Raw genomic sequence first — 12612 nt, 5'->3', positions numbered from 1 at the left:
ACGGGCTGGTTTTCGCTCTCTCTATTCAGTTTGCGTCCGTTCCTGCTCGCCTCCCTCCTCGCCTTCTTTCACCACTTTCCGGGTGCCGCGGTACAGCTCGTACTTCAGCAGCCGGCAGTCAATCGGGCCGTTGTAGAGCGGGATGCGGCGGCTGGCTTTGAGGCCGACGCGCTTGGCGGCCTCCAGGTTGCCGGTGAACAGGTAGGCGTCGTAGCCCTGGAAGCCGGTTTTGAGCGTGTCACCGATGGTTTTGTAGAGTGCGTCCATCTCCGTTTCCTCCCCAATTCGCTCGCCGTAGGGAGGGTTGGTCAGCACGATGCCGGGCTCGGCACGGGCGGGCGCGGTGGCATCCTTTACGTCGCGCACGCCGAGGCGGATGAAGTCTTCGAGGTCGGCGGCGGCCACGTTTTCGCGGGCCAACTCGATAAACTCGCGGCTCAAATCGGAGCCGCCGATGTAGCACTGGGGCTCCTCCAGCCGCATCTGCCGCGCATCCATCTGCACGGTTTCCCAGAGTACGGCGTCGAAATCGGCCCAGTGCTCGAACCCAAACTTGCCCTGGTGGTAGAGACCCGGCGCGATGCGCTGGGCGATGAGGGCGGCCTCGGTGAGGATGGTGCCCGAACCGCACATGGGGTCAACGAGCGTCGTTTTGCCATCCCAACCCGACAGCAGCAGCAGGCCGGCGGCCAGGGCCTCATTCAGCGGGGCCACGTTGGTTTGCTGGCGGTAGCCGCGCTTGTGCAACGACTCGCCCGAGGCGTCGAGGCTCAGCACCACCTCGTTCTCCAGCATGTGCAGGTGCAGCCGGATATCAGGGTTGCGCACGTCCACGTTGGGCCGCTCGCCGGTGCGGTTGCGGAACTGGTCGACGATGGCGTCTTTGGTGAGCTGGGCCACAAACAGCGAATGTTCCAGATTGGACTTGTTGACGACGGCCGTAATGGCAAACGTCTGGTCCTGGCGCAGGTACTTGCTCCAGTCGATGCGGCCTACTTCGCGGTACAGGGATTTTTCGTCGGGGGCCGAGAAGCCGGCGAAGGGCCGCAGGATGCGCACGGCCGTGCGGCACCACAGGCAGGCTTCGTAGAGCAGCTGCTGGTTGCCGCTGAACTCGATGGCCCGCTGCCCCACCTTCTCGATTTTCGCGCCCAGCTCGCGCAGCTCCTGGGCCAGCACTTCTTCGAGCCCGAACTGGGTGGTGGCGGTCATATAAAACGGCTGGTCGCGGCGGTTGGTGGACATAGGGCAGATTCAGGTGAAGCCGCAAAGGTCGGGAATATGTGGCAAGCGCGTATCTTGGAGCGGCGGATGGTAGCGGGCACCCATAGGTTGGGTATGTAGTACCAGTTAGCTCGCACTCTATCAGATACAATCTAACTGATGTTACGCACTGATTGCGCTCCGGCTTCAGAAAGCGACTTTGGTTACTTCAGAAAAGGTTCTTTCCAGCCAATCAGCAGAAGTGGTGCGTAACATCAGAATCTAAAACAGCCAATATGAAAAAAATAGAAGAGGATAAACTGAGTGGATACATTCCACGAACGAAAATTTACTTAGATGATGTTGAATTTATTATATCAAAGCTTCAATCCCTAAATCTTGACGTAGAAATACTAGATGATGAAAATAAATACTAATCAATAGAAGAATTGATATCAATAAAAGGCAAAAATCCTACTTCGATAGAAATAATCGGCAGCAAGTATGAAGGTGCTTCTGATTACACACGCATATCAGTAAGCATATCTAATTTACGCTCACATATTTATGCTAGCGTGCAAGAAAAGGCACTAAAAATAGGTTATGACATTGAAAAATTACTACTCATAAGAAAAAGAAAACGCATATATAATATATTTAACTCCAGTTTTTCCAAAATAAACATTGTTATTCAATCTTTTTTAATGCTAGCCGATTATTCATTATCTCTTCTGTATAAAAACTACAAATTCAACTTACTTCCATGGTTTTTTATAATTACATTTTGGGTTATTGCTTTTCTAATTAGCGATATTAATCCTGATTCCAATACAAAAATCGAGTTAAGCAGGAAACATGAAATAAATTTTTATGATAACAATAAAGATAAAATAATTTTATCTTTAATAAGCATGGTTTTTGGTGCTCTAATTACTCTGATAATTGGATACTTGAAAAGCAAATAGCAAAATCAACCCATGCCTAACCTCCAACGCTTCCTCGATGCCCAGGAGTCCACCTACCCAACGGCCCTGACGGAAATCCGGAACGGCCGCAAGCGCAGCCATTGGATGTGGTTCATCTTTCCGCAGCTGCAGGGCCTGGGATTCAGCGAAACGGCCCGGTTCTACGGCCTGCACGATGCGGCCGAAGCTGCTGCCTACCTGGTCCACCCGGTACTGGGCAAGCGGCTGGTTGAAATCTGCGAGGCACTGCTGAAACTGGATTCGTCCGACGCCACCCGCATCTTCGGCAGCCCCGACGATATGAAGTTGCGCTCCTCGATGACGCTGTTCGGTGCTGTGCCGGGTGGTCGTGGTATTTGGGCAGGTGCTGTACAAATTCTACGACGGCCAGCCGGACCTGAAGACGTTTGTGCTGTTAAACGGGTAGGCTCAGGAACGACGCGAGCCCATTGAACGGCGGGAGCTAAGCAGAATTGTCGGGCGGATGTCGTTCTTGCACACATGAAAGCGGCGCGGCATTTTGCGCTGGCCGCCTGTCGCTTCCTCCCTTCCTTACCCCGCAAAACATGCCCCGGCTCGGTTTTCTACTCGACCCCAGTAAGAACTCGTTGTTCTATCTGGTGCTGTTTATGACGTTTATCGTGCTGGGGCTTACGGCCAGCGAGGCGCTGAGCGGGCGCTACTCCATCATTGGCAGCGTGGCCTCGTTTCTGGGGTTGTTCGTGGCTTTCCAGAGCTGGAAGGCGGCCGACGATGCGTCGCGCAACACCGAAAAAGCCCTGACCCAGATGCAGCAGCTGGCCGAGGAAACCCGCCAGCTGGTGGAGCGCAGCACCACCGTGGAGGAGCAGATAAAGGCCGCCGTCGTTACTATCAGCGACGCCACGCGGGAGCTGTACCGTGGTTTCCAGCCCATTCTGCTGGCCATGCGCAACTTTCTGGAGGAGTCGAAGGACAGCGAGTACCTGGCCCTGATGACTGATTCGGCCGCCATCGGCACCTTTTACGCCCGCCACCACCGCCCCGAGCTCAACCAGCGCGAAATGCGCGTCCTCACCGACCAGATTCATGACCTGCTGCTAGCCAGGGCCCGCGACGCCCGCGAGTTCTACCTGGCCACGCTGGCCGCCGACACCCCGGCTGGCAGCCAGCACCCAACCCTCGACCAGTACGGCCGACTTCACCACTTCGTGCAGGGCGTCTGGCAGCAGTTTCATCCCGAGGCACCCGTATCGGGTGAGATATGGGAGGAGCACCGCGAGGAGCACCTGGCCACGTTGCGCCAGATTGAGGAAACGTTCCAGACGCTTTCGGAGCACCGCCAGCAGCGGGCCGCCGGCCTCGGGCCGCACCAGCAGGTACCGGTGCTACCGCTGCAGCTTTTCCTGCGCTTCGATGCCGAGGCCCACGAGCCGCTGCGGGCGCTGGTGGTGTTTCTGGGCCAGTACAACCTCGATCGAGTGGCCGACGCCCGCGCCATGCAAACCACCGACCCCGAACTGGTGCGCGCCTTCATCAGCATGTTCGAAAGCCTCACCAGCCTCGACGACAACGCCGCCTACCAGCAGCTGCGCCGGGAATTTCCGTTGTAGTGGGGTGAGAAGAACGTCATGCTTCATCTGGCGTCCGCGAAGTCGCAGGCAAAGTATCTCTCCCGCAACGCCAATAACCCAATCTATCAACGGCAACCGCTCCATATCACGTGGATTCAACCTTGGGTACTGGGCTGAAGCACGATGTGGTAGCCGCCTGAGCAAGCTTAGCTGCGGGGTGTTTCGGCCGGATCGTGGCAACCACCTATCTTTAACGCCGCACATTCCCACTCATTCCCGCATGGCCGCTCCCCTCGCCTCCTCCCCCGCTACTGCCGCCGCTCCGGCCGCCGCCCGCTCCTACGTGGGCCCGATGGTGCTCATGACCACCCTGTTCTTCCTGTTCGGGGCCGTCACCAACTTCAACGACGTGCTCATGCCCTACCTCAAGGACGTGTGCCAGCTCACCGATTTCCAGTCGACAGCCGTGCAGTCGGCTTTTTTTGGGGCCTATTTTCTGATGTCGCTGCCGGCCGGGCGGGTGCTGGAGAAGCTTGGTTTCCAGCGGGGTATTGTGCTGGGCCTGCTCGTGATGGGCGTGGGGGCGCTGCTGTTCGTGCCGGCTGCCAATACGCGCACCTTCTCGCTGTTTCTGCTGGCGCTAAGCTTTTTGGGCGCCGGTATTACGCTGCTGCAGGTGGCGGCCAACCCCTATGTAAGTGTGCTGGGCCCGGCCCGCACTGCCGCCAGCCGCGTGAGCATCGTGGGCGTGGCCAACGGGTTGGGCGGCACCCTTTCGCCGCTCATCGGCGGCCTGATTCTGTTCGGGGGCTCCACGGTGCTCAAGGCCCAGCTGGCCCAAATGCCGCTGGAGCAGCGCCTAACCGAGGAAGCCGCGCTGGTAAAGCCGCTTTACATTGGTCTGGCCGTGTTTCTGGCGGTGCTGGCGCTGCTGTTTTTTGTGGTGCGCCTGCCCGAAATCGAGAGCCTGCCCGCCGATGAAGACGCCGCCGCCGCGCAGGCCGCGGCCGAAACCGGCCGTTCGTCGGCCCTCAGCTTCCGCCACCTGACGCTGGGCGTGGTGGCTATTTTCGTGTACGTGGGCGTGGAAGTGGGCATCGGTTCCTTCATCATCCGCTACGGCGAGGCCCAGAATATAGCCCAGCTCAGCGGCTTCACCCAGGAGCTGGTGCGCATCCTCAGTCTAGCTACTAACTGGGCCGCCGCGCTGTTCGGCAACACGCCCGAAGCCATCGACACTTCGGCCGGTTTTACCAAGGCCGTGGGCGCGGTGCTAGTGGCCTCCTACTGGTTTGGCGTAATGGTGGGCCGCATCATCGGCATTCCGCTACTCAGCCGCTTCGATGCCCGCAAGCTACTGGCGGGCGTGTGCGCGGCCGGCGTGGCGCTGGTTACACTCTCCATTTTCAGCCAGGGCGAAACCGCGCTGTGGCTGGTGGTGCTCTGCGGCCTGTGCAACGCTATTATCTGGCCCGTAGTGTTCCCGCTGGCCATTACCGGACTGGGCCGCTTCACCAAACAGGGCTCGTCGTACCTGATTATGGCCATCGTGGGCGGGGCCATCATTCCGCCGCTCATGGGCTTGGTGGCCACCCACGGCGGCGGCCTGCGCGTGGCCTTCATCCTGCCCGCCCTCTGCTATGCCTACCTGCTGTTCTACGCTCTGAACGGCTACCGGGTGCAGCGTGGTTAGCTGTTAGAACCTCATGCAACGCGCAGTGAAGAACGATGTAGGGGCGGGGCTTGCCCCCGCCCGCCGCAAGAACAACATCCAGCGGGTTATTAAGCGCCAACTGGTTCGTTCAACGGCGGGCGGGGACAAGCCCCGCCCCTACATCGTTATCTGCATTTCCAGTTAGTCAGCAGCTCAATACCTTATTGCTCATTCAGGCTCCAGTTGTATTCTTTGTAGCTCAGTTTCGCGTTGGGGTCGATTTTCTGCTTGGCGTAGCGGTTCACGGCATCCTGGATGGAAGTGCTGCCGTTCTTTTCGAAGTCGCCGGGATAGAAGCTGTAGATGGCCGACAGCGTGGGCGTAGCAGCGGGTGTGAGGTCATTTTTCCGGGGGTTGTTGATGAAGCTGCGGCCCTGGTCGGCGAGCTGCTCCTGCACCCTGGCGCCTACGTACGCCTCCTGTCGCAACGGCGGGCACGACATGGCGGCGCACACCAGCGCGTAGTGAATCCGGTTGTCGTCGAACTGCTTGCGGATGATGCGGTGCTCGATGTCGTTGAGCGTGTAGCGCTTGCCGCCGAGCGGGATAAAATCCTGGTCCCAGACGGTATTGACGAAGATTTTGTCGCCGCCCAGATCCTTGATGCTCTTTAATGGATACGACCGGATGATGCGCTGCACCGTGAAGGCGTTGTAGGCATTGAGCCAGTACGCCAGCTTTTCATCGGCGGGCGAATTCTTGGCCGGCAGGTTGTCGCCGAGCGTTTTGAGGTAGGAATTCAGCGCGGCACTATCCTGCTGGAAGCCCTTGTAGTTCACCATTCCCTGGTCATCGACATACTTTTTGAGCAGCCCGTCCCACGCGGAGTGGTCGAGGGTACGGCCGCCCTGCGAGGTCGGGTTAAGCGGAATCAGGTAGCCAACGTAGCCGCAGCCGCCGGAAGCCAGCGCGCCGACTACCAGCGAAGTGCCCAGAGCCAGGCGGGAAGTAAAGCGGGAAATACGCTGCATATCAGGAGAAAAGGTTCGGTGGAGTATCCGGCTGCTGGTGCCGGGCTGGCATATACGGAGTTGGCAGGCTGAACAGTTGTAGCGGGGCAGAAGTTGGTGGCGGGTCGAACACAGCCCGCTGTAGGGGCGGGGCTTGTCCCCGCCCACCGTTCACGTCGTTGAACAAAATCGTTGAAACGGTGCAAACGGCGGGCGGGGGCAAGCCCCGCCCCTACAGCGGGCTGCGCAACCACCAACGCTCTGCCTTCCACCTAGCAACTCACTACTGACAACTGACAACCGGTGTACCTTTGGGCTCTCACCGTTTCGCCCGCTGCTATGAGCCCCGCCCCTGTTCTCGAAGCCCACGTTTCGCTCCGCCCCTACAACACGTTTGGCCTGGAGGTAACGGCCCGCTGGTTTGCCCGCTTTGCCTCGGTCGAGGAGCTACGGGCGCTGCTGGCGCTGCCCGAGGTGCAGGCCGCCGAAAAGCTCATTCTCGGAGGCGGCTCCAACCTGCTGTTCACCCGCAACTTCGAGGGCGTGGTGCTCAAAAACGAAATCCGGGGGCTCGAAGTCGTGGACCAGGACGACGAAACAGCGCTGGTGCGAGCGGGCGCCGGCGAAAGTTGGCACGCGCTGGTGCAGTACGCGCTGGGCCAGGATCTGAGCGGTATCGAAAACCTGTCGCTGATTCCGGGTACGGTGGGTGCAGCCCCGCTGCAGAATATCGGCGCCTACGGGGCCGAGCTGAAGGACACGTTTGAGCAACTGGAGGCGCTGGAACTGGCTACCGGCCGGCTGCGCACGTTTTTGGCCCCCGAGTGCGGCTTCGGCTACCGCGAAAGCGTGTTCAAAGGGCCGCTCAAAAACCAGTTCATCGTCACCAGCGTGCTGCTACGGCTGCACCGGCAGGCCCGCCCCAACGTGCGCTACGGCGACATCCAGACCACGCTTCAGGATATGGGCATAGAGGGCGAACCCACGCCGCTCCACATCAGCGAGGCCGTCAGCAACATCCGCCGCAGCAAGCTGCCCGACCCGGCCCAGATTGGCAACGCGGGTTCGTTTTTCAAGAACCCCGAAGTATCGCAGGCCAAATTCGATGAGCTGAAAGGCCGCTTCGCAGACCTGCCGGGCTACCCCGTGCCGGGCGGCGTGAAGGTGCCCGCCGGCTGGCTTATCGAGCAGTGCGGCTGGAAGGGCCAGCGCCGCGGCCCCCACGGCGTGCACGACCGGCAGGCGCTGGTGCTCGTCAACCACGGCGGCGCCCAGGGCCAGGACATCCGCGACCTGGCCTACGAAATCATTGCCTCGGTGCGCGAGAAATTCGGCATCGAGCTACACCCCGAAGTGAACATTATGTAGCCGCAGGCCGGCCCAGGCCGGCATCATGCAAACTTCATCCGGCCGCCGCGTTTTTTGTCGTTGAAATCAAGATCTTTGTCTCATGTCTGCCTGCGGGTAGTCTCCTTTTCCCACCCCTTTTCTGCTTCTCGTTTGATGAAAAAATTACCCTTGCTGGCGTTGCTGCTGAGCCTGGCCGGCTGGCAGTCGGCGCAGGCACAAACTGCTATTACTATTGGGGCTGCCCGGGCCCAGGCGCCAACTTTCAATACTTCGGGAGCCACCGTTACGCTGCGTGGTATCGTTACCAACGGCGCCGAGCTGGGGGCCATCCGCTACATGCAGGACGGCACCGGCGGTATTGCCGTGTATTCGGCCACCCAACTCGGCTCCGTAGTAGCCGGCGACTCTATTCTGGTTACCGGCGTGCTCAAGGATTTCCGGGGGCTGCTCGAAATCGACCCCATCACCTCGCTCGAAGTGGTGGCCGGCAACCGGCCGCTGCCTAAGCCCGTCGAATTTTCGGTGGCTACTGCCACGGCCGCTTACGCCGAGCAGTACGAGGGCCAGCTGGTGAAGCTGGTAAATGCCACCACTGTAACCACTGTTGCGGGCGCGCCGGTATCGGCCTTTTCGGCCAACACCTCTTACCGCGTGAGTGGCAACGCCGCCACTGTGATGTACGTGAACCGGGCTTCTGATGGCCCCGACGGACTGGTGGGTAAACCCTCGCCAACCGGCGTTTTCGATGTGGTCGGCATCATGAGCCAGTTCACCAACACGGCCCCAACGGGCGGCGGTGCCGCGGCCGGCTACCAGCTGCTGCCGCGCCTTTACGCCGACTTCCGGCAGGGCAACACGCCCAATTTCCTGGCCACGCCCTACCCCACCAACATCAGCACTACCGGCTTCACGGTAAACTTCGTTACCCAGAACGCCGGCAGCAGCAAGCTGGAATACGCCGTCAGTCCTACCGGGCCGTTTACGGCCGTGAATAATACGGCCAGCACCACCAGCCACAGCCTCGCTATCACGGGTCTGCAGCCGGCTACCATTTACTACGTGAAGGCCAGCAGCACCAACGCCGTGGGTCTCTCCGAGTCGCGGGTAGTACCCATGATTACGGCTTCGCGCTCGACGGGCAAGATGCGGACGTATTTCACCAGCACCGTAAATCCGGCGCTGGCCCTGCCCGGCAACACTGCCCTGTACCTGCCCAACGGCGCCATGGCCGACACGGTGGCCCGCTACATTGGCCTGGCCAAGCAAACGCTCGACATTGCCATCTATAACTGGAACAGCGCCACGATTGTGGCCGCTGTGAATGCCGCCAAAACCCGCGGCGTGGCCGTGCGCGTTATCTACGAAGGTGAAAACGCCAACATCAGCCTCGCCAGCCTCGATCCGGCCATCCCGCGCATCAAGCGCCAGACGCTGCAGAACATCATGCACAACAAGTTTGTGGTGATTGACGCCAACAGCACCGAGCCCAACCAGCCCTGGGTCTGGACCGGCTCGACCAACTGGACGCCCGCTCAGCTCAGCACCGACCGCAACAACTCCATTGCCGTGCAGGACCAGTCGCTGGCCCGCACCTACACCGTCGAGTTCAACGAAATGTGGGGCGGCGGCACCCAGGCTACGGCCCTGTTCGGCTCGCGCAAAACCGACAACACGCCGCACTACTTCAACATTGCCGGCAAGCAGGTAGAGTCGTGGTTCTCGCCCACCGACAACGTGAACGGCCGCCTGATTGACGCCATCCAGACGGCCGACAAGGACCTGCACATTGCCACCATGTTGCTCACCCAGACGGATATCGGCAACGCTATTGCCAATCAGATCCGGACCAAAAACATAGCCGGCTGCTCGGAGATGCTAATGGATATTATCCAGGCCAACTCCGCTGCCCAGGACATCTTCGACAACATCAAGACCGCACTTGGCGCGCGCCTCATGCTGGATAACCAGCCCGGTATCATGCACCACAAGTACGCCATCATCGACGCCACCGCGCCGCAGTCGGACCCGCAGGTGTTCGTGGGTTCGCACAACTGGAGCCTGTCGGCCAACACCGAAAACGACGAGAATACGCTGATTGTGCACGATGAGCGCATTGCCAACCAGTACTACCAGGAGTTTGCCCAGCGCATCGCCGACCAGAACAACGGCGTGCAGGTGTGCAACCTGGTGCTGGCCACCAAAAACGCCAGCATCCAGCGCAGCAGCGTGCAGGTGTATCCCAACCCCACCACCGGCAAGTTCCGCCTGCGGGTGCAGACGGGAGCCGCCCGCACCGCCCGCGTGGTGCTGCGCGACGCCACCGGCCGCGTGGTACTCGACCAGACCAAGCCCCTCAACGGCCAGGATGTGAACGTAGACGCCTCCAACCTGAAAGCCGGCCTGTACATGGTACAGATTGTAACGCCCGAAGCCACGCAGGTTAGCCGCGTGGTGGTAGAATAGAAAAGTGAGATTATGAGTGGTGAGAAGTGCGACTCTTCACCAACTCTATTGACGCAAAAAAAGGTGGCTCCCGAAATTGGGAGCCACCTTTTTTGCGTCAATCAATATCTTACCGCCCTTGATAGCAATGCGGCGAGCATTTTCCGTATTCTTGTTGACGGTCTTTCCATCCACTCTCTTTATAGCGCATATGCTTCTAAAGCGACTTTACCTGACCAGTGCCCTGCTGGCCTGCTGCTGGAGCGGGGCCCAAACCACCTTCGCGCAGCAAATCACGGCTTATGCCCAGTCGTCGATTGCCTTGTCCGAACCCCTATTTGTGCTGAACTCCAACGTCATCATCAACGGCATGCTGCATGAAATTGAACCGAACGATATCAAAGAGATGATGGTGTACAAAGGCGACAAAGCAGATTATCCGGCTCAGCTCCGAAATCTCGGGGTGGGAATTGTTGACATTAAATTAGCCAAGCGTGTCAAAAGCCAATCGTTTGCTGATTTGGGTAAGCAGTTAGGTATAAGCGGTCCGCTGTTGTTCGCCCTAAACGGCCACCCGCTCGACGCGCCATCAGTAGCAGGCCTGCGCATTGCACCGGCTGCCATCGGGCAGTTGCATATTATTCGCCCCACCGCCGGGCAGCCCGCTACGCTCGTGGATGTCTGGTTGGCCCAATCGCCCAAGGTCGAATCTGCGCCCGGCTCTATTATGATTCGTTAGCTGGCTGGAAGCACACAGGCGAGGTTACGTCAGAAAAGCAGTCCTTTTAAAACACTTTCTCAACCGAGCCGGTAACGCGAAAAGGCGGCCCCCAAAGCTGGGGGCGCCTTTTTCTCTATCAATCATCCTGGGCAGAGCGCAGGACGAGAGGCGTTAGCCCTTTACCTGCCAGCGCCGCGCGGCCCACTCCTGGCGCTGTTCGGGCTTCTGGAAGGTCCAGGCCACGATGCGGCTGATTTTCTGGCCCTGCTTCATTTCGATGGTGCGGGTTTCGGGTGAGTCGGCCAGCTTAAGGAAGTGGTAGATGCTGGGCAGGGTTTCCTTTTTGGAGATAAGCGTGCTGAACCACAGCACCCGCTCGCGCACGCCCACGCTCTGGGCCACCATGCGCTTCAAAAAGCCCTCTTCGCCGCCCTCGCACCACAGCTCCGTGTTCTGGCCCCCAAAGTTGAGCATCGGCGCACCAGCCGTTTTGGGGTAGCCCAGGTTGCGGCCCTTGCGGCGGCTGCCGCTCGCGGCCTCCTCGGCTGAGGCATGGAATGGCGGGTTGCACATCACCAGATCGAACTCCTCGCGCGGCTTCACGATATCCTCGAACACGAAAGCCTGGTGGCTCTGCGCCCGCAGCTCCACCCGGTTGGCCAGCGACGGATTGGCACCTACCAGCGCACGGGCCGCTTTCAGGGCTACCGCATCAGTCTCCGAGCCCACGAAGCGCCAGCCATAAGCCTTAGTACCGATGATGGGGTACACGCAGTTGGCCCCCACGCCGATGTCGAGCACGTGCACGGCTTTGTCAGTCGGCACAACGCCCCCGTTGTCGGTGGCCAGCAGGTCGGCGGCGTAGTGCAGGTAGTCGGCGCGGCCGGGGATGGGCGGGCAGAGGTAGCCGGCCGGCACGTCCCAGTGCTGCACGTCGTAGTGCTGCCGCAGCAGCGCCTGGTTCAGGGCCTTCACAGCGGCAGGATTGGCGAAGTCGATGCTTTGGTCGCCGGCCGGATTGGGCACCACAAAGGGCGTCAGCGTAGGGCTGGCGGCCGTGAGTTGGGCGAAATCGTAGCGGCCGTTGTGGGGGTTGCGAGGATGCAATGTATTAATGTGCAGAATGTGGAAAATGTATTCTTAATGTGCGGAGTGCGGCCTTACGGGATACTTAGTACCAGAGCTAGGGCTGCTCTGATTTCACGCATTTTCTCGCGGCCAATCGTGCCGACTTTTCGCACCAGCCGCTCCTGAGACACGGAACGAATCTGAAAGCAGTCGGCCGCTGACTCTTTGCTGAGCTGGTTGGCTTGGTCGGGCAGTACGTTCACCATCCAGGGAGCCACGGCATACCGGTCTTTCCAATCGGTGAGTGGCACGATGATTTTAAGCGGCAAACGGCCCACCGCGTTGTCGTTGACAAGCACGGCGGGCCGGGTTTTGCTGATTTCAGAACCAATAGTTGGGTCGAGATTAATCAGCCAGATTTCACCCTGCTTCATGGTAGGGTTGCTTATCGAGGCTCGTAAACGCCGTCAACTCCGGGTCAGTGGCGTAATCGTGGTATAACGCTTCCGCAGCTTTTTCCAAACGACTCGTCTTCTCCGCCTGAATATTTTCCAGCGTGTTTTCTACTACCCGTAACTTTTCGGCTAGAGGAAGCTTTTGAATTTCGCGAAGAATGGCGGCCGTTGTCATGAGTTGAAGATACGCA

13 protein-coding genes are annotated in these 12612 nt (G+C 59.5%); 8 read left to right on the top strand and 5 right to left on the bottom strand.

All coding sequences use genetic code 11. The features are described from left to right. Positions 1 to 21: 21 nt before the first annotated feature. Positions 22 to 1245: a THUMP domain-containing class I SAM-dependent RNA methyltransferase gene (locus D0N36_RS03605; RefSeq protein WP_116939759.1), complete on the bottom strand. Its 1224-nt coding sequence runs from the start codon at positions 1243 to 1245 to the stop codon at positions 22 to 24. 407 nt (positions 1246 to 1652) lie between these two features. Here D0N36_RS03605 and D0N36_RS03600 point away from each other — a divergent pair, with 407 nt between their 5' ends. From D0N36_RS03600 to D0N36_RS03580, 5 genes are all read left to right on the top strand, one after another. Continuing rightward, the gene (locus D0N36_RS03600; protein WP_147320734.1) at positions 1653 to 2168 is read left to right on the top strand and encodes a hypothetical protein; all 516 of its coding nucleotides are present in this window, start codon (positions 1653 to 1655) and stop codon (positions 2166 to 2168) included. A gap of 12 nt (positions 2169 to 2180) precedes the next feature. After that, positions 2181 to 2621, top strand: a complete 441-nt coding sequence (locus tag D0N36_RS03595) for a DUF1810 domain-containing protein (protein ID WP_242478790.1) — start codon at positions 2181 to 2183, stop codon at positions 2619 to 2621. Between the two features lie 113 nt (positions 2622 to 2734). Then, complete coding sequence (locus tag D0N36_RS03590) at positions 2735 to 3760, top strand: hypothetical protein (protein WP_190242498.1); 1026 nt, start codon at positions 2735 to 2737, stop codon at positions 3758 to 3760. A gap of 241 nt (positions 3761 to 4001) precedes the next feature. Continuing rightward, positions 4002 to 5414 (top strand): sugar MFS transporter, encoded by a 1413-nt coding sequence (locus D0N36_RS03585; protein WP_190242497.1) that lies wholly within the window; start codon positions 4002 to 4004, stop codon positions 5412 to 5414. Between the two features lie 13 nt (positions 5415 to 5427). Beyond that, the gene (locus D0N36_RS03580) at positions 5428 to 5580 is read left to right on the top strand and encodes a hypothetical protein (protein WP_190242496.1); all 153 of its coding nucleotides are present in this window, start codon (positions 5428 to 5430) and stop codon (positions 5578 to 5580) included. A 16-nt stretch (positions 5581 to 5596) separates the two neighbouring features. Here D0N36_RS03580 and D0N36_RS03575 read toward each other — a convergent pair whose 3' ends face one another. Then, positions 5597 to 6406, bottom strand: coding sequence for a DUF547 domain-containing protein (locus tag D0N36_RS03575; RefSeq protein WP_116939754.1), 810 nt, complete (start codon positions 6404 to 6406; stop codon positions 5597 to 5599). Positions 6407 to 6724: 318 nt separating this feature from the next. Between D0N36_RS03575 and murB the strand changes: the two genes are divergently transcribed. From murB to D0N36_RS03560, 3 genes are all read left to right on the top strand, one after another. Continuing rightward, positions 6725 to 7753: a UDP-N-acetylmuramate dehydrogenase gene (gene murB, locus D0N36_RS03570; RefSeq protein ID WP_116939751.1), complete on the top strand. Its 1029-nt coding sequence runs from the start codon at positions 6725 to 6727 to the stop codon at positions 7751 to 7753. Between the two features lie 135 nt (positions 7754 to 7888). Continuing rightward, a complete protein-coding gene (locus D0N36_RS03565; RefSeq protein ID WP_116939750.1) occupies positions 7889 to 10198 on the top strand; it encodes a phospholipase D-like domain-containing protein in 2310 nt (769 codons plus the stop codon). Between the two features lie 190 nt (positions 10199 to 10388). Next, a complete protein-coding gene (locus tag D0N36_RS03560) occupies positions 10389 to 10916 on the top strand; it encodes a hypothetical protein (RefSeq protein ID WP_147320733.1) in 528 nt (175 codons plus the stop codon). A 153-nt stretch (positions 10917 to 11069) separates the two neighbouring features. Here D0N36_RS03560 and rlmF read toward each other — a convergent pair whose 3' ends face one another. Genes rlmF through D0N36_RS03545 form a run of 3 tightly spaced genes read right to left on the bottom strand, consistent with a single transcriptional unit; the run spans position 11070 to position 12596 of the window. Beyond that, positions 11070 to 12005: a 23S rRNA (adenine(1618)-N(6))-methyltransferase RlmF gene (gene rlmF / locus D0N36_RS03555; RefSeq protein WP_116939745.1), complete on the bottom strand. Its 936-nt coding sequence runs from the start codon at positions 12003 to 12005 to the stop codon at positions 11070 to 11072. A gap of 53 nt (positions 12006 to 12058) precedes the next feature. Continuing rightward, positions 12059 to 12400, bottom strand: a complete 342-nt coding sequence (locus D0N36_RS03550; protein WP_116939742.1) for a type II toxin-antitoxin system PemK/MazF family toxin — start codon at positions 12398 to 12400, stop codon at positions 12059 to 12061. Beyond that, positions 12387 to 12596 carry a hypothetical protein gene (locus tag D0N36_RS03545; protein ID WP_116939740.1) on the bottom strand — a complete coding sequence of 70 codons (210 nt, stop codon included), beginning with the start codon at positions 12594 to 12596 and terminating at the stop codon, positions 12387 to 12389. The genes D0N36_RS03550 and D0N36_RS03545 overlap by 14 nt, the downstream gene beginning before the upstream one ends. Between the last annotated feature and the right edge of the window lie 16 nt (positions 12597 to 12612).

The sequence above is a fragment of the Hymenobacter lapidiphilus genome (genome assembly GCF_003417065.2).
Lineage (GTDB): Bacteria > Bacteroidota > Bacteroidia > Cytophagales > Hymenobacteraceae > Hymenobacter.
Note: the sequence above shows the minus strand (reverse complement) of the source record. Positions and strands in the feature narration are given on the sequence as shown.